Consider the following 17403-nt stretch of genomic DNA (forward strand, 5'->3'; position numbering starts at 1 on the left):
ATGGATTTTTATCTTGGGATCGATATCGGCACCTCGCGGGTGAAAGCGGTGCTGTTTGATCAGCATTTCACCGCCTGCGCCAGCGCCGCGGAAAACACCTCACCCCGCCTGTCGGCCAATGGCTACGCGGAACAGGATATGACCCAGCTGTGGCATTCGGTGCTGGCTATTCTGCGCCAGATTGCCCGCCACCCGGCGCTACAGGCGGGGCGGCTGCGGGCCATCGGCCTCGCCGGGCAAGGGGAGGGGGTCTGGCTCAGCGATGAGCAGGGCGAACCGGTGGGCCCGGGGATCCTGTGGAGCGATACCCGCAGCCACGAGCTGATGAGCGACCTGCTGCGCCGACCCGGCTTCGACCACCGCTATTTCGCCGATACCGGCACCCACCTGCAGCCCTGCAATACCAGCCTGCAGCTGTACTGGCTGAAACACTATCAGCCGGCGCGGCTGGCGGCCGCGCGCTATCTGTTTTTCGCCAAGGACTGGATCCGCTTTCGCCTGACCGGCGTGGCGGCGCTGGAGTTGACGGACGCCAGCAGCTCGTTACTCAATCAGCAGACCGGCAGCTGGTCCTCGGTGGTGATGAACGAGATGGGGCTGAACGAACTGCTGCCGCTGTTTCCCCCGCTGCTGGCCCCGGATGCTCCGGCCGGCACGCTGAGCGATGCGGTGGCGGCGCTGACCGGGCTGCCCGCCGCGACGCCGGTGGCCGCCGGGGCGCTGGATGTCTGTAGCGCCGCGCTGGGCTGCGGCGCGGTCAACGAAGGGGATATCTACACGATCCTCGGCACTACCTGCTGCACCGGGATCGTCTGCCGCGGCCCGCAGACGGTGAACGAGGCGACGCGCTTTGTCACCCATACCGAAGCCGGGCAGGTGATCTCGCTGTTTCCGATGCAGGCCGGTACGCCAAACATTGACTGGCTGCAGCAGCATATTTCGCTGGACGCCGATCTGGATCGGCTGGAGCAGGCGATCGCGGAGGTGGAGCCAGGCAGCGGCGGCGTCTTCTGGCAGCCGTACCTCAATGGCGAACGTGCGCCGTTTTACAGCCCGGACGCGCGGGCCGGCTTTTTCGGCATTAGCCCGCACACCACCCGCGCCGAACTGCAGCGCGCGGTGTTTGAAGGCCTGGCCTTCGCCATTGTCGATGCGCTACAGGGTTATCCGCAGGGCGGCGAGCTGTATCTGACCGGCGGCGGCGCAGCCTCGGCGACCTGGCTGCAGATTATCGCCGACTGTACCGGGCGTACGGTGGTCTCCAGCGCCTTTAACGAACTGAGCGCGCGCGGCGCGGCGATTCTGGCGGCCCGCAGCGTCGCGGCGCTGGCCGAGACGCCTCCGCTGGCGCAGACCCGCTATCAGCCGCGCCCTCAGGCGCATGCCCGCTACGCGGCGCTGTATCCCGTTTACCGCCTGCTGCGTGAGCAGATGCTGCCGGTATGGCAGGCCAGACAGGCCGCCCTTCAACCTCTTTCTCAGGACGTACAACCATGAAAATCGTTTTTACCGCCGAGCATGCTGGCGACCTTAGCGCCTTCCACCAGCTGGGCGAGCTGCTGGTGGAGGGATGGGCGCTGGGCAAACCGAAACTTAGCGCCGGTCAGCTGATTGAGCTGGCCCATGACGCCGAGGTGCTGGTGACCAGCTATGATGAGGTGACAGACGCGGTAATGGCCGCCTGTCCGCGCCTGCAGGTGATCGCCTGTACCCGCGCGAATCCGGTGAATATTGATACCCAGGCTGCGCAGGCGCGCGGCATCCGGGTGCTCTACACCCCGGGGCGCAATGCCGATGCCGCCGCGGAGCTGACGCTTGGCCTGATGCTCAGCCTGGCGCGCCATATTCCGCAATCCCATGCGGCGCTGAAGCGGGGGGGATTCACGCAGGCTGACAATGCCGCCGCCGCCACCCAGCAGGGTCTGCGGCGGGATGTGGTCTGGGACGTGAGCCCGGAAAGCCCCTATGAAGTGTTTAAAGGCAGTGAACTGCGCAATAAAACGCTGGGGCTGGTGGGCTATGGCAACATTGGCCGCCGGGTGGCGCGTATCGCCCGGGCGTTCGGCATGGCGGTGTTGGTGGTGGATCCGTTCGTCGCCGCAGAGGATATCAATGAGCCAGGGTTACAGAAAACGACCCTGGAGGCGCTGTTCCGCGAGGCGGATATCGTCAGCCTGCATCTGAGCAGCGGGCCGCACAGTGACGGGCTGGTGAATGCGGCGCTGTTAAACAGCATGAAGCCCGGCGCGCTGCTGATCAATACCTCTCGCGCGGCGGTGGTCGACGAGGCAGCGCTGATTGATGCCCTGCGCCACGGCCCGCTGGGCGGCGCGGCGCTGGATGTCTATCACCGCGAACCGCTGTGGCGCGATCATCCTTTTGTCATCGAGTTCGATAACGTGATTATCACGCCGCATATCGCCGGAGCCACCCGGGAGAGTATCGCCAAACACACGGCGATGATTGCCGCCGATCTTCAGCGCTATGTCGCCGGGGAGCCGCTGCTGTACCAGTGGCGTTAAGCCGCTTGCGCCGCTGCGGCGGCGCGGGTCCATCGTCAGGGGCGATGGGCCGCCATAAAAGCCTGGGTCTGTTCCCAGTCCACTACCCCGGCATCCGATCCCATCCCGGTCGCCACCAGCGCGGCCACCGCCGAGGCGACGTCACACGCTGCTTTCACGCTGAGTCCGCGCGCCAGCGCGGCAATAAACCCGCCGCAGTAGCTGTCGCCGCAGCCGGTGGTATCCACCGCCTCGACCGGCCACGGCGCAATATGCTCCAGCGCGCCATCGCGACGGATAAGCCAGGAGCCGTTCTCGCCGTCTTTCAGAATGCAGGTGCCCACGCCGAGTGTCAGGAAGAAGCGGCCGATGGCCTCCGGCTGCGTCTCGCCGGAGAGAAAGGCGGCTTCCTCCAGCGAAGGCATGAAATAATCCACCGACGGCAACAGGGGCCGCAGTAGTTCGAGGGTGTCTTCATTCGGGGCGATAAGGTCAAAGCTGGTGGTGACTCCGCGTGCTTTAGCCGCCTGCAACAGCCGCGCGCTCTGTCCCTGGTCCATTGCCGCCAGCAGTCCGGTCCCGCCGTGATGCAGGAAACGACAGTCGAGGACGGCGTCAAATTCCGTTTCACTGACGAACAGGGCGTCGGATGCGCCCCGGCAATGCAGGGCCGGACGCTCGCCGTTGGGGCGAATCGGCAGGATCGTCGCCGAGGTCTCTTTCAGCGCGGTGCGCTGGATAAGCGAGCAGTCGATGCCCAGCCGGGCATAGCTGGCGAGGATAAAGTCGGCCTTTTCATCTTCACCCAGGCAGGCCACCGCTGCGGTGCGGATCCCCAGCTTCGCGGCGTTAATATTGGCCCCGGCGGCGGTGCCGGCGGGGTTGAGGCGAATTTGCTCAATAAAGGCGACGCCGCCGCGCGGCGGGATCGCCACCACCGGGCGCCCGGCGATATCCAGAATAGTCAGGCCGACAAACACGGCGTCAAAGGTTGCCATCGTTCTCCCGTTTAGCGATGCGTTTGGCGCAGGCGCGCCTGCCAGAAAGAAAGGGCGAGGGCCACCACCAGAATCACGCCGACCAGCGCGTCCTTCACCAGATAATTGAGCCCCATCAGGTTCAGGCCATTATCAATAATGGCAAGGAACAGCACGCCGCCGAGGGTGCCAAGGATGCTGACCCGACCCAGACGGTTAAAGGCGGTGCCGATAAATACCGCCGCAATGGCGTCCATCAGGTAAGACTGCCCGGCCAGGGGAGTAAACTGCCGCAGGTTGGCGGAGAGGATCACCCCGCCGATGGCGCAGAGCGCCGAGGCGGCCACCAGCACGCCGAGCATGGTCAGGCGATCGCGGATCCCGGCGATACGCGCCGCTTCGCTGTTCTGGCCGATGGCGCGGACATATTTGCCCCACAGCGTGCGCTCGGTGACCAGCCAGGCCACCAGCCACAGCGCCAGCACAATCACCACCGGCGTGGGGATCCCACCAAGGTTGCCCACTGCCAGATCGTGATATTCCGGCGCCATCCGCCGATAAGCTATCGCGCCGCCGCCGTCGGTATAGATGCGCTCGGCGCTGCTGGCGATAAACCAGGTGCCGAGCGTGGCGAGGAAGGGGCGGATCCGGCAGATGAGGATCAGAAAGGCATTGAGCAGGCCAATCAGCACGCCGCCAAGCAGGGCGCAGCCTACCGCAGCCTGCCACGGCAGATGCCAGGTTTTCAGGGCGACGAGGGCGAAGGCGGCGCCGAAATCGAGCGCAACGCCCACCGACAGGTCAATCGCCCCGGCGCTGACGATCAGGGTCATCGCCATCGCCACAATCAGCAGGATCGCGCTGCCCTGCAGCAGGTTGGCCCAGTTATCCACGGTTAAAAATACCGGATTCGCCCAGCCAAACAGGGCGATGGCCAGCAGGGTGATGACGCCAAATCCGGCTCGCGACAGCCAGGCCAGCGGGCTGCTGGCCGTCGGTTCTGCCGGGGCAGGGGTTTTCAGGGTGATTTGGCTCATGCCTCGCCTCCTTTGTGTCTGACCGCCGATGCCGCCAGCACCACCAGGATCAGGCCGCCTTTAATGGCGCCCATCCAGAAGATATTGACCCCCAGCAGGCCGAGCCCGTTAGAGAGGGCGTTAACCAGGATCGCCCCCAGCAGCGCCCCCCAGATGGTGACCACCCGACGGCGCGAGAAGGCGGCGCCGATAAAGGTCGCGAGCACGGTTTCCAGCAGCAGCGGCGTGGCCGTCCCGCTGGAACTGCCGGAGCCCTGGCTGAGCAGCGGCAGAATAGCCAGCCCGGCGGCAATGCCCGCTAACAGCCAGACCAGAAGGGTCAAGCGGCGCACGTTCAGGCCGCTCATCTGCGCCATATCGCGATTGCCGCCCACCGCCTGCACATGCTGGCCGAAGCGGGAGTGGTGGAGCAGGAACTGGAACAGGATAAACACCCCCAGCAGATAGATCAGCGGCCAGGGCAGGCCCAGCACACTGTTATCGCGAAAGGCGACCATCAGCGGATCGCTGACCGCGATGCGCCGCTGGCCGGTCAACAGATCTGTCAGGCCGGTAAACGCCACGGAGGTCGAGAGGGTGGCCAGCAGCGGCGGCAGGCCGGCCGCCAGCACCAGGAAGCCGTTGATCGCCCCGCAGAGCAGGCAAACCGCCGCCAGCAGCGCCAGCAGCAGGAGGTACGGCGTGTGCCATTCGGCCAGACCGAGGCTGAGCAGCGCGACGCCGAGCACCGCCGTCGCCGGCAGGGAGAGGTCGATGCCGCCGGAGACCACGTCATCCCCGCCCACGGCGATAACGCAGACCAGGCCGAAACAGAGGATCGCCAGCGGAACGCTCTGGACCAGCATCAGGCTGATATTTTGCCAGCTGAGAAAGTAGGGAGACTGTACGCTCAGCCATACCAGCAGCGCCAGAAACAGGATCAGGGGAAATTTTTCAATCAGCGTCGCCAGGCCCGGACGGCCGCGACGCTGGATAGCGGTACTCATAGTGAAGGCTCCTGTCCGCCGTTGATCGCCACCAGCAGGGCGTCCAGCGTTAGCCCGCGGGTGGGCAGATTGGCCGCCAGCGCGCCGCGCCAGAGGACCAGGATCCGGTCGCATAGTCCGAGCAGTTCGGGGGCGTCGCTGGAGGAGACCAGCACCGCCCGTCCTTTATCGGCCAGCTGGCGCGTCCGTTGATAAATATCGCGACGGGCGCCGATATCGACCCCAAGGGTGGGTTCATCGAGAATAAACAGCCGGGCATCGGTGCCGAGCCAGCGGGCGAGGATCGCTTTTTGCTGGTTGCCGCCGCTCATGTAGCGTACCGGCAGCGCCGGGCGTCCCGGGCGGATCGCCAGCTGTTCTATCCAGTCGCGCGCTTTCTGCTCGGCGATACCCCGCCGCTCCCAGCCAAAGGTAGCGGTCTCCGGCAGTGAGGCGAGATTAATATTGTCGGCGGTGGTGAAGGGCAGGATCAGCCCCTGATGGCGGCGGTCGCGTGGCACCAGCGCCATGCCGGCGCGGATCGCCTGCTTCGGTGTACGAATGCGCCGCGGCTGGCCGTCGAGATGGATCGTACCGCGTTCTGCCGGGCGTAAGCCGTAGAGTAAGTCGACCAGCACATCGCGTCCGGCGCCCAGCAGGCCGGCGACGCCGACGATTTCGCCCGGCTGAATATCAAAAGAGAGATCCTGCAGTTGCCGCCCGTCGCTCAGCTGGCGCACCGAGAGCAGCGGGGTCGCCCCGTTGTCTGCCGCCGGGCGCTGGCGCGGGGTATACAGCTGGTCGATTTCCCGGCCGACCATCATGGCGATCAGCGCCTCGGTATTCTGCAGCAGGTCGCGGTCCGGGTAACCGACCACTTCCCCGTTACGCAGCACGGTGCCGCGGTCGCAGAGGGTGGCTATCTCATTGAGGTAGTGGGAAATATACAGAATGGCAATGCCCTGGTCGCGCAGGCGCAGGATAGCGGAGGAGACCAGACTGGCCTCCTGCGCCTCCAGGGGGGCGGTGGGTTCGTCGAACACCACCAGCCGCGCTGCGCCGTCGATCAGCGCGCGGGCAATTTGTACCAGCTTGCGCTCGGCAAGGCTCAGGTCGCGCACCAGCCGTTCGGGGTCGATCGCCAGCTGCCAGTTTTGCTGGAAAAATTGCGCCGTGGCGGCCTTCATCCGTCGGCGATCCAGCGCCCCCCAGCGGGTGCGATACTCCTGGCCGAGAAACACCGATTCCGCGACGGTAAAGTGCGGGATCAGGTTAAGCTCCTGGTGAATGACGCGAATGCCGGCGGCTTCAATGGCTGCCGGATTGCCGAGGGGCAGCGGGTGACCGTCGAGGGTCGCGCTGCCGCTGTCAGCCTGATAGACGCCGGCGAGGATTTTAATCAGCGTCGATTTACCGGCGCCGTTCTCGCCAATCAGGCCATGAATTTCCCCCGGATTGAGGCGCAGGGTGACTGAATTAAGCGCCGTAACGCTGGCAAAACGTTTGCCGATCTGGTCCATGACCAGACCCGCGGCGGGGCGCTCCCCGCCAGGGTGTTGATTTATCACTGCAGTTCGCCGTATCCCAACTGTTTATACACCGCTTTCGCCTCCTGCGGACCTTTCACCGGTATCACCGGGATAAAGGTTTGCACCGGCAGTTTCTGACCGGCAAAGTAGCGGGCCACGTTGTCGGCGGAGGTCTGGCCAATCAGATGCGGCTGCTGCGCGACGTTAGCCACAAACGGACTGCCGGGCTCTGCCATGATCTCCAGCGTCTCCGGACCGGCGTCGATGGCCGTCACTTTCACGTCCTTATCACGGCCGGTCTCTTCCAGTGCCTGGACGATACCGATGGCCGGTTGATCCCAGCAGGCGACATGGATGGCGTCCAGTTTGCCTTTCGGATACTGGCTGAGTAATTCGAGGGTTTTCTTCCGCGCGTCTTCCGGCGAGTTGGCGAACTGTTCCGCGAGCTCAGGCTGGATAATATGAATATCCGGATAATCCTTAAGGACATATTTCCACTGATCGTAGCGAATTCCGCAAATACGCAGCGCGCTGGAGAACGCGTTAAATACGGCGACGTTGCCTTTGCCGCCTAATTCATCCGCCATGTAGCGGCCGATGGTCGAGCCTAAGGTGTAGTTATCGGAGGTGGTATTGTTGACCGAATATTGAGAAACATGATCCACGGTAAATACCGGGATACCAGCATCACGCAATGCTTTAAATTTTGGTTCGACGGCGCTGTCGCCGAGAATACTAATTACCGCGTCCACCTTGCGTGACAGTAAAATATCGTGATTATTGGCATGCACCTGATTATCGCGACCGCCATCAACGCCAATGACTTTGCCCCCCAGTTTCTCCACTTCCTCTGTCGCACCCTTAAAGGCCTCGCGATCCCAGAAATGCTGAGTGCCGACAACGGCAACGCCAATGGTTTTTCCCTGTAAGGAGAGGGCGTCTGCGGCAGTGACGCTCAGCGAGGCAAGGGAAAGCAGTCCCAGCGCGGCAGGCAATAATTTTCTCTTCTGCGACATTGTTATTATGATCCTGTGATGAAGGTGGTTGCGGACCGGTAGCATGACAAGAAGCACCTCGCCACCTCAAATACAAAATAAGTCTAAGTTATGCCGGGAATGTTATATCGCAGAAACGCCAGAGAAAAATGTTATTTTGCCATCGGGAACCTGAAAATATTTCATGATGCAAAATACACCTTTTTATTTTGTGGTTTTATTTTTGACTTATTCCGTGTTTATTTAACGGATAAAGACGGCTTTCTGTTTATAGTAATGGCGTGGAGAAATACGGCCCTTGCAGGGGAATGCAGGTGATTGCGCGGGCTAATACTTTTTTTAGCAGCGTAATGTCTGGCTGGGACGGGGATATTTCCGTCATTTCCTCGATTTATTTTAACGAGTTTTTTGGCTGAGAAGAACGCGAGTGCTATGAAGAAACAGCATAATTATACGGTGATGCACTGGGGAACGTGGCAGGTGGAGAGCCGCGAGGGCGATATCGTGGCGGTTAATCCGGTGCCCTGGGATAAAAATCCGTCACGCATTGGTCAGTCGCTCCCCGACGCGGTGACCAGCCAAACGCGCATTCGCCGTCCGGCGGTGCGCGCCGGCTATCTTCAGCAGGGCCCAGCGTCACGAGAAGGGCGAGGCAAGGAGCCCTTTGTTGAAGTCAGTTGGGAGGTGGCGCTCGACCTGCTGGCTCGCGAGCTGCGCTCGGTCAAGGCGCGCTGCGGCAATGAGGCGATTTACGGCGGCTCCTATGGCTGGGCCAGCGCTGGACGCTTTCACCATGCGCAGAGCCAGCTGCACCGGTTTCTCAAGGGATTTGGCGGGTACACCGCCAGCACCAATACCTATAGCAGCGCCGCGGGCGAGCGCATTCTGCCGCATATTCTCGGGCCGTTGAGCCCGCTGCACCGTCAGCATACCCATTTTTCCGAGCTGGCGCGGGAGTGCCAGCTGTTTGTCGCGATTGGCGGTCTGCCGCTGCGCAATGCCCAGGTCAACGGCGGCGGCGCCAACGACCATATGCTGCCGTACTGGCTGGATAAGATGCAGGCCAACGGCACCCGATTTATCAATATCAGTCCGGTGCGCAATGACCTTAGCGCGGTGCCCGACGCCGAGTGGCTGGCCATTCGGCCAGGCACCGATACCGCACTGCTGCTGGCGCTGAGCTATGTACTGATCGCTGAGTCTCTCTACGACCAGGCGTTTGTTGCCAGCCATACCGTCGGGTTTGCCCCCTATCGCGCTTATCTGTTGGGCGAGCACGACGGCGTAGCGAAAACCCCGGCGTGGGCGGCGGCGATTACCGGCCTGGACGCCCAGCGCATCGCCGACCTGGCGCGGGAGATGGCCCGCCACCGGACGATGGTGAATATCTCCTGGTCTATCCAGCGCGCCCGTCAGGGAGAGCAAGCCTACTGGGCGACGGTGGCCCTGACCGCGCTGCTGGGACAGATCGGCACGCCGGGCGGCGGCCTCGGGTTTGGCTACGCCTGCACTAACCTGGCGGGCGCGGTGCGAAAAGCGTTTTCCGGCCCACGCTTACCCGCCGGGGAGAATGCGGTGGATAGCGTTATCCCGGTGGCGCGGCTGTCCGATATGCTGCTGCACCCGGGAGAAGCCTATGAGTTCGACGGTCAGCAGCTGCGCTATCCCGACATCCGTCTGGTTTACTGGGCGGGAGGCAATGCGTTTCATCATCATCAGGATATCAACCGACTGTGCGAGGCCTGGCGCCGTCCGGAGACGGTGGTGGTGCATGAGCAGTACTGGACCGCGCAGGCTAAATTCTCCGATATCGTCCTGCCAGCCACCACCTCGCTGGAGCGAGAGGATATCGGCAGCGGCGGTCACGACGGGTTTATGATCGCCATGAGCGCGCAGATCCCGCCGGTGGGCGAAGCGCGTGACGATTACGCCATTTTCCACGATCTGGCCGATCGGCTGGGCTTCGGAGAACAGTTCAGCGAGGGGCGGGACGCCGGGCAGTGGCTGCGTCATCTCTATGAGGAGTCAAGACCGCGGGCGCAGGAGGAGGGTATTGCGCTGCCTTCGTTCGAGGACTTCTGGCAGCAAGGGGTGCTGGAGTACAGCGCGCCGGAGCGGCCGCAGATCTTTCTCGCCGATTTTCGCGCCGATCCGCAGCGCTATCCGCTCTCCACGCCCTCCGGCAAGATTGAACTCTTTTCCGCCACCGTCGCCGGGTTTGGCTATCGTGAATGCCCTGGCCATCCGTGGTGGGATGAACAGGAGGCCGCCCGGCAGCGGCAGGAGGCGGCGCGGTGGCCGCTTCATCTGCTCTCCAGCCAGCCGCGTGCCCGCCTGCACAGTCAGTACGACCACGGCAGCGTCAGCCGGGCGACGAAAATTCAGGGACGCGAGCCGCTGTGGATGCATCCGAGCGATGCGCAGGCAAGAGACATCCGCGAAGGCAGCGTGGTGAAGGTCTATAACGACCGCGGGGCGATTCTGGCGGGCGTGCACCTGAGCGAGCAGATTTTGCCCGGCGTGGTACAGATGTCCACCGGCGCCTGGTATGACCCGCTGGATCCCAATGAAAAAGGAACGCTCGATAAGCACGGTAATCCCAACGTGTTAACCGAGGATCGCGGCAGTTCGCGCCTGGGGCAGGGCTGTAGCGCCCAGAGCTGTTGGGTGGAGATCGCCCCGTGGCGTGAGGCACTGCCGCCGATCACCGCCTTTGATCCGCCGAGGTTTATTGAGGTTTAGGCGTTGGCGCTCGCCGGCGGCGGGGCGGGTAGTCCGGAGGAGGCGCGGTATGCGCCGCCTCCGGCAAAGCCCGCGCCTGGCGGTTTAAGACTGACGACAGTTTGACGTTACGCCAGCCGCGGGTAGGCGCTGGCGATATCGTCACCGGTAAACTGGGCGATCCAGCCTTCCGGGTTATCAAAAATGCGAATGGCGGTGAAGTTCGGTTCTGAACCCATATCAAACCAGTGCGGGGTGTGGGCGGGAACCGAAATCAGATCGTTCTTTTCGCACAGTACCTGGAACACCTCGTCGCCAATATGCAGGCAGAACAGGCCGGCGCCCTCGACAAAAAACCGCACCTCGTCTTCGCCATGGGTGTGCTCGTTGAGGAATTTTTCCCGCAGCGCCTCTTTTTGCGGGTTATCGGCGCGCAGGCTGATGACGTCCCAGCTCTGGTAGCCCTTTTCGGCGACCAGTTTATCAATCGCATGCTGATAGGCGGCAATGACCGTTTCCGGGCTGGGATTTGCGCCGAGGTCGCGGTCGGCCTGCCAGCGCTCGAAGCGGACGCCTTTGGCGTTCAGTTGATCCTGAATCGCTTTGGCGTCGGTGCTGTGCCAGAGCGGTGTTTGCGGATCGGTCACGGAAAAAAGAGTTAATGCGCTCATGCTGGGATCTGCTCCGGATGAATGTCGTCAAAACGCTGAACCTGAGGATGGTGGCTCGCCGGGTCGCGGTCGCCGCGTACCAGCTGGATCGTTCGCAAACCTGCAGCCTCGGCGGCGTCGAGCTCCTGATGGATATCCGACAGGAACAGGATGGTGCCAGGGGCATGGCCCAGGTGTTCAGCAATGTTACGGTAGGACTGCACCTCGCGTTTGGCGCCTACCAGGGTATCGAAATAGCCCGTGAACAGATGAGTAATATCACCTTCATCGCTGTAGCCAAATAACAATTTCTGCGCGGCGACGGAGCCTGAGGAATATACATACAGATCAATGGCCTGCGCTTTCCATTTCTCCAGCGCCGGCAGTACGTCCGGATAGAGATGGCCGGTAAAGTCGCCGTTGAGATAGCCGTCACGCCAGATGATCCCCTGCAGCGCCTTTAGCGCCGTGGATTTACGGTCTTCGTCCATAAAGGCGAAGAGGGTAGTGATAAGGTCGGCGGTGCTGGCGGCCGGGGCGTCTGTCTCGCGGCGCAGGTTGTCGAGAATGGTTTTGACGGGCTCAGCGTACTGCTGAGCGGTCACAAAGCCGGCCAGTCGTTCGCGGGCGTAGGGGAACAGCACGTTATGCACGAAGCGGATATCGCTGGTGGTGCCTTCTATGTCGGTCACGATGGCGCGGATCATGGTTTCTCCAGAGTGGCGTGGCGCGGAATAACATTAGCATTTAGACGTCTAAGCGTCTTGATTGCCAAATATTAACATCGTGTTATAGTGGCTTCAACAACAGCATTACAATCGGTATAAAAAGAATGAGCAATAACCCTTTGATTCCAGAGAGTAAACTTCCTGCGCTCGGCACCACGATTTTTACCCAGATGAGCGCCCTGGCCCAGCAGCATCAGGCCATCAACCTGTCACAGGGCTTTCCCGATTTCGACGGCCCGCGCTATCTTCAGGAGCGTCTGGCGTACCATGTGGCGCAGGGGGCGAATCAGTACGCCCCGATGACCGGCGTGCCGGCGCTGCGCGAGGCAATCGCCGGGAAGACAGCGGAGCTGTATGGTTACCTGCCCGACGTCAATAGCGATATTACGGTCACCGCCGGCGCGACGGAGGCCCTGTACGCGGCGATCACCGCTCTGGTGCGCCGCGGCGACGAAGTGATCTGTTTCGATCCCAGCTATGACAGCTATGCCCCCGCGGTGGCGCTGGCCGGCGGCGAATTACGCCGTATTGCGCTGCAGCCGCCGCATTTTCGCGTCGACTGGCAGCAGTTTGCTGCGGCGCTGAGCGATAAAACCCGTCTGGTGATCCTCAATACCCCGCACAATCCATCAGCCACCGTCTGGCAGCGCGAAGATTTTGCTGCCCTGTGGCAGGCGATTGCCGAACGCGAGATCTATGTCCTCAGCGATGAGGTCTATGAGCACATCTGCTTTGCCGAGGGCGGCCACGCCAGCGTGCTGGCGCATCCCCAGCTTCGCGAGCGGGCGGTGGCGGTCTCCTCGTTTGGCAAAACGTTTCATATGACCGGCTGGAAGGTCGGCTACTGCGTAGCCCCGGCGGCCATCAGCGCCGAACTGCGCAAGGTGCATCAGTATCTGACCTTCTCGGTGAATACTCCGGCGCAGTTGGCGATCGCCGACATGCTGCGCGAAGCGCCTGAGCACTATCGTGAGCTGCCGGCGTTTTATCGGGAACGCCGCGATCTGTTTATTGAAGCGCTGCGCCCAAGCCGGCTGGAACTTCTGCCCTGTGAAGGGACCTATTTCCTGCTGGCGGACTACAGCGCCATTTCCGATCTTGACGACGTCAGCTTCTGCCGCTGGCTGACGACCGAAGTCGGGGTGGCGGCGATCCCGCTCTCCGTCTTCTGCGCCGATCCGTTCCCGCACAAGCTGATCCGCTTATGCTTTGCCAAACAGCCGGCGACTCTGTTGGCTGCGGCGACGCGTTTGTGCCAGCTGTAGTCACTTAATCGTCCACGCCTGGGAGAACTGGCGGCCAGCGAACATCTCCGTGAGGCCGCTAATTTGCTTCAGGCGCAATACCTCATCGGCATCCATCCCCAGCTCTTTGCCGATTTTCTGTGGCGTCCAGCCAAGCTGGGTCAGTTCGCGGACAATCTCTGACATGGCGTGGATTTGGTGGCGCCCGCGCGCCCGGTTATGGCGTATGGTCGCTGCCATCAGCCCGTCACGCGAGGCGGCTTCACTCGTCAGGCAGGTCACTGGCAGATAACCTTTCAGCGTTTTTTTCAGCACCGCTTTGCTGCAGGCCAGCTCATGACGGTGAAAACCGTCGACAATCGTATACGCCTGCGGGCTTTGCTGGATGACGACGACCGGCTGGGTAAAGCCGTCGGCTTCCAGCGACGTTTGCAGCAGGCGTTTTTCCGGTGGCGCCACGTTATTCGGATTGTAGTCGTTGGGGATGACCTGCTCCTGTTTTACCCACAGCACGCAGTCAACGGGCTGGGAGCGGAAGGGACTGCGCTGGTGGAGCACCTGACGAAACGCATTGATTGCCTCGATGCGCGCCTCGTCATCCAGCGTTTGCAGATAAGCGTCCAGCGCCTGCGTCAGTTGTTGTTGCATAATATCCCCCATTGTTGGCGATGTTTTTCCATGCGTTTACGGTAGCGCTGATAGTGGCTGCTTTTGGTCGGGCTAAACGAAAGCTGACGGCACCAGTAGTCGTTATTGAGCAGCACTTTGCAGACCCGCCGCCAGGACGGGATATCTTTGGTGCCAATGTCCGCAGGCTGGGTGTCCGGAATATCTTCCATGCCTTTTTTCTGATACCAACGCAGGTAGACGGCGATTTTGTTGCGGTAGTGCTCGGCAGTGGTTTCCGGCATGCTGTCGAGCAGGAACAGCGCATAGCTTTTCCATGTAAGGTGGTCGGGCTTGTCGATTTTTCGGTGGCCGTAAAATTGATTATCATGCCCGGCATAGACCCCGCCGCTGTGCGCGCCGCTCACCCGCTGACACATTGCGGCCCAGCGCTCGGGCTCCAGCACATGGTAGAGCCACAGTCCCTGGCGCTGCTCCGGACCGAACGGTTCGCAGATGCGCATATAGCGCAGCGGCACCCCGGCCTGATACATCAGATCGTACAGAGGGTTATAAGACTGCCCGCTTTTGGCAAACCAGGTCCAGATGTCGGCCGTTTTCCAGTCATAGAGCGGGTAGATGTACCAGGCGTGGCCGCCCGGCGCCGAGGTGGTCCAGGGTTTATCATCGGCGAAGCGCTGTTTACGCTGCGAAGAGATGGCCATAAAGCGATTCAGTGACTCGTCGGCGCGAATGCCCACCAGCACGGCGGCGGGGCGCCGCTGTGAAAACCACTCGGCGAAGTGGCTGACAAAGGACTCAAAGCTCATCCCCGGTTGATAAAATGAAAAATAGCCCGGGTGGGTAATCGCCCAGGGCGGCGGCTGACGGACCCAGTCGGCCCCGGGCTCCCAGCATTGCCATTGCGGTTTATACTGCGTCAGCGCGTTTTGGGTGGTGAGCGGCAGGGCGACCCAGTAAAAGGTTTCGACAACATCCGCATACAGCGCACGCAGTTTTTCGCAGTGGGCGATGGTGCAGGAGAACTGCGCTTCCCAGTCAATAAACAACACACTGATTTTTTTACCCTGTAACCGCGCCGCCTGGGCGGTTAAATGCAGCATGACGGTGGAGTCTTTTCCACCCGAGAAAGAGACGCAAACGCGTGAAAAATTATCCAGCACCCACTGGATGCGCTGCTCAGTTGCCTGCAGCACCGATTCCGGTAAGGGATATTTAATAAACGACATGACCATTAATCCTTTAATAGTAGAGCTTCCCGTTTGTTCAGTATAAACGATGAGCGCTGCGAAATTAATGGTCGATCTGCATTCAAACAGTGTGAAAACAGGTGGGCAGTTACTCACTATTATTAAGTTGTGGGCGTGATATATCTCTGTCATTCATTAGAATGGAGATTAATTCAGATAGAAAATGATTTTGTGTAGATGATTGATGGTAGTTAATGTATATCGTGATCTCTGGAAAAAGTGCCTCTATATCGAGAGCGTGAAGTGGCATGGCCGGGGAAATAAAATCATATAAATAGGAGGGGATGAAGCCAATTAAGTCGGTTTTATTGATCATGTTAAGAATGGTCATAAAAGAGTCGCTGCGAAAGGCAATATTACCCGGATTTAACCATGGCGTGCTGCTTTGCTGGACGCGCTGAATGACAGGATCGTTGGTGATATAGTGGGTGAAAAATTCCTGTGCCAGCGCTTCAATCGACGTGAGTTGATCTCGCCGCGGATGGTCCGCCCGGCAAACCGCCAGCGTCTGCACCGTCTGATAGGGCTGACAGATCGTGGCGCGGTTGGTAATAGGCATTCGGGTGAACACCAGGTCCGCCTGGCGATACGCCAGCAGCTCCTCAGCCGATTCCGTGGTGGTCAGGTTATGGTGTTCAATCTGCAAATTGGCCTGATGACAGAGCTCATTAATCATAAAATGGCTATTCACTGAACAGAACAGCGGAGGGCCATATATCACGATACGTTTACGCAGTTCGGAGCGATTATTGAGATTGATGGTTTTTTCCAGCTGTTCGAGATTTTGTTGCAAATGATAATGAAGATTGACACAGGCGGTAGTGGGCGTCATCCCTTTCCCAACGCGAACAAATAACGGATCGTTTAACTGCTGGCGCAAACGCTGCAACGACTGGCTCACCGCTGACGGGGTGATAAATAACATGGCGGCTGCTTTGCTAATGCTCAAATGTTGATAGATACATTCAAAAATAACCAATAAATTCAAATCGAACTTTTTCAGATCGTAAAGATTTGCCATTAATGCAGTCCTGTGTATTATCAGCGCGGGTGAAAATATTCTTAGTGAGAATGTTGATTGGCTTAATATTTGCGGTGTGAATTTAATTACCGGACTATAACGTTAAGTTCTGCTTAATATATCTTATCGTCGACAGGGGCGCCAGCGGTCGTTGTTATCTGGCGCCATTATGCAATGGGATTATTCTTGTTCGCCCATCATGATCTGCAGTTTTTCTTTATCCGGCAGGCCGACCACCTGCTGCAGCATATTATCCTTATTCATATAGTAAATGGCTGGCGTGACGTTGGCCCCCAGTTCGTCCATCAGTTGCTGATTAACGTTGAGCACTTTCATTTTCTCCGGCGGAATAGCCTGCGGGATCGTCAGGGCCATTTTTCCATTCGATTGCTCATAATCATGCCAGGTCTTCGCCGGATCCTTGGTGGCCAGAATCGCGGCGGCGGTGGCCGGGCTTTCGGGCTTGATCACCCCCACCAGCAGGGTGCGGATCTGCACTTTACCGGCTTCCACCCAGGGGCGGGACTGCTGCCAGAACTGTTTACAGTAGGGGCAGAAGGGATCGGCAAAGACATACAACACGATGGGGGCGTCCTTATTGCCATCCTGCAGCCAGTGGGCGCTGGCCATCTTCTTCCACATCTCCTGTCCTGCCGGTGTGTAGAGCTCTTTCTGAAACAGCTGCTCGCTGAGGTTGTTGCCGTTCTCGTCATACATATAGCCGGAGATCGCGTGTTTACCGTCCGGCGTGAGGTAGATGGCGACCCCCATGTCCTGGTATTTGCCCAGCCAGCCTTTCATTCCCCCTGGCGCCTCAAAGGGTTTTATAATGGTAATGCCCTGTTTTTCAATCGCTTTTACCGGAGCGGGGAGCTCCTCCGCCTGGCTACATAACGGAAAAAGGCAGAGCAAGAGAAGACGCTTTAACATGAATATTCCTTGTAAAATCAGCAGGAAAGGGCAAAACGATTGTCGAACCTATCACAGTCATAGGCAAGATCAGCAGAATGACGGATTGCCCTTTGCTGGCGTGGGTGATGTAATCCTGGATGCTGTTACATTAAGGTAATGTAGAGCGCAACACATAGCCAGTCTGACTGGCGCTGAACCTACCTTCGGGTATTTCAGGTAACGGGGCCGCCTGAAAGGGTGGCCTTT

The 17403-nt window shown here is 60.1% G+C and carries 15 protein-coding genes; 4 read left to right on the forward strand and 11 right to left on the reverse strand.

Annotation, left to right across the window (positions count from 1 at the left end):
* Nucleotides 1-1497, forward strand: a complete 1497-nt coding sequence (locus AS136_RS03860) for an FGGY-family carbohydrate kinase (RefSeq protein WP_023322222.1) — start codon at nucleotides 1-3, stop codon at nucleotides 1495-1497.
* Nucleotides 1494-2522 (forward strand): 2-hydroxyacid dehydrogenase, encoded by a 1029-nt coding sequence (locus tag AS136_RS03865; protein ID WP_023322223.1) that lies wholly within the window; start codon nucleotides 1494-1496, stop codon nucleotides 2520-2522. Before AS136_RS03860 ends, AS136_RS03865 begins: the two co-directional genes overlap by 4 nt.
* A gap of 35 nt (nucleotides 2523-2557) precedes the next feature.
* Here the strand turns inward: AS136_RS03865 and AS136_RS03870 are convergent, their stop codons facing one another.
* The 5 genes from AS136_RS03870 to AS136_RS03890 are packed head-to-tail and all read right to left on the reverse strand — an operon-like array spanning nucleotide 2558 to nucleotide 8025.
* A complete protein-coding gene (locus tag AS136_RS03870; RefSeq protein ID WP_023297215.1) occupies nucleotides 2558-3499 on the reverse strand; it encodes a carbohydrate kinase family protein in 942 nt (313 codons plus the stop codon).
* 11 nt (nucleotides 3500-3510) lie between these two features.
* The gene (locus AS136_RS03875; RefSeq protein WP_022065711.1) at nucleotides 3511-4515 is read right to left on the reverse strand and encodes an ABC transporter permease; all 1005 of its coding nucleotides are present in this window, start codon (nucleotides 4513-4515) and stop codon (nucleotides 3511-3513) included.
* Nucleotides 4512-5501, reverse strand: a complete 990-nt coding sequence (locus AS136_RS03880; RefSeq protein WP_008805611.1) for an ABC transporter permease — start codon at nucleotides 5499-5501, stop codon at nucleotides 4512-4514. Before AS136_RS03880 ends, AS136_RS03875 begins: the two co-directional genes overlap by 4 nt.
* Nucleotides 5498-7000, reverse strand: coding sequence for a sugar ABC transporter ATP-binding protein (locus tag AS136_RS03885; protein ID WP_073984431.1), 1503 nt, complete (start codon nucleotides 6998-7000; stop codon nucleotides 5498-5500). Before AS136_RS03885 ends, AS136_RS03880 begins: the two co-directional genes overlap by 4 nt.
* 44 nt (nucleotides 7001-7044) lie before the next feature.
* Entirely contained in the window at nucleotides 7045-8025 is a 981-nt protein-coding gene (locus AS136_RS03890; protein WP_008805613.1) for a sugar ABC transporter substrate-binding protein, read from the reverse strand.
* 411 nt (nucleotides 8026-8436) lie between these two features.
* Here AS136_RS03890 and AS136_RS03895 point away from each other — a divergent pair, with 411 nt between their 5' ends.
* A complete protein-coding gene (locus AS136_RS03895; protein ID WP_023322225.1) occupies nucleotides 8437-10746 on the forward strand; it encodes a molybdopterin-dependent oxidoreductase in 2310 nt (769 codons plus the stop codon).
* A 107-nt stretch (nucleotides 10747-10853) separates the two neighbouring features.
* Here AS136_RS03895 and AS136_RS03900 read toward each other — a convergent pair whose 3' ends face one another.
* Together AS136_RS03900 and mtnC are read right to left on the reverse strand one after the other, a co-directional pair.
* Nucleotides 10854-11396 carry a 1,2-dihydroxy-3-keto-5-methylthiopentene dioxygenase gene (locus tag AS136_RS03900; RefSeq protein WP_008805615.1) on the reverse strand — a complete coding sequence of 181 codons (543 nt, stop codon included), beginning with the start codon at nucleotides 11394-11396 and terminating at the stop codon, nucleotides 10854-10856.
* Entirely contained in the window at nucleotides 11393-12082 is a 690-nt protein-coding gene (mtnC, locus tag AS136_RS03905; RefSeq protein WP_023322226.1) for an acireductone synthase, read from the reverse strand. Before mtnC ends, AS136_RS03900 begins: the two co-directional genes overlap by 4 nt.
* 140 nt (nucleotides 12083-12222) lie before the next feature.
* Between mtnC and AS136_RS03910 the strand changes: the two genes are divergently transcribed.
* The gene (locus AS136_RS03910; protein WP_162542752.1) at nucleotides 12223-13368 is read left to right on the forward strand and encodes a pyridoxal phosphate-dependent aminotransferase; all 1146 of its coding nucleotides are present in this window, start codon (nucleotides 12223-12225) and stop codon (nucleotides 13366-13368) included.
* On the opposite strand, the gene AS136_RS03915 is transcribed toward AS136_RS03910, so the two are convergent.
* The 4 genes from AS136_RS03915 to dsbG all read right to left on the reverse strand — a co-directional run bounded on the left by AS136_RS03915 (nucleotide 13369) and on the right by dsbG (nucleotide 17175).
* Nucleotides 13369-13995 carry an IbrB-like domain-containing protein gene (locus AS136_RS03915; RefSeq protein WP_012542464.1) on the reverse strand — a complete coding sequence of 209 codons (627 nt, stop codon included), beginning with the start codon at nucleotides 13993-13995 and terminating at the stop codon, nucleotides 13369-13371.
* On the reverse strand, nucleotides 13980-15203 hold the full coding sequence (locus AS136_RS03920) for a phosphoadenosine phosphosulfate reductase (RefSeq protein ID WP_012542463.1): 1224 nt from the start codon (nucleotides 15201-15203) through the stop codon (nucleotides 13980-13982). The genes AS136_RS03915 and AS136_RS03920 overlap by 16 nt, the downstream gene beginning before the upstream one ends.
* A gap of 109 nt (nucleotides 15204-15312) precedes the next feature.
* The gene (gene citR / locus AS136_RS03925) at nucleotides 15313-16245 is read right to left on the reverse strand and encodes a DNA-binding transcriptional repressor CitR (RefSeq protein WP_008805620.1); all 933 of its coding nucleotides are present in this window, start codon (nucleotides 16243-16245) and stop codon (nucleotides 15313-15315) included.
* 180 nt (nucleotides 16246-16425) lie between these two features.
* Complete coding sequence (gene dsbG / locus AS136_RS03930) at nucleotides 16426-17175, reverse strand: thiol:disulfide interchange protein DsbG (protein WP_023322228.1); 750 nt, start codon at nucleotides 17173-17175, stop codon at nucleotides 16426-16428.
* Nucleotides 17176-17403 lie beyond the last annotated feature (228 nt).

The organism is Klebsiella sp. D5A (assembly GCF_001620885.1).
GTDB lineage: Bacteria > Pseudomonadota > Gammaproteobacteria > Enterobacterales > Enterobacteriaceae > Klebsiella > Klebsiella variicola.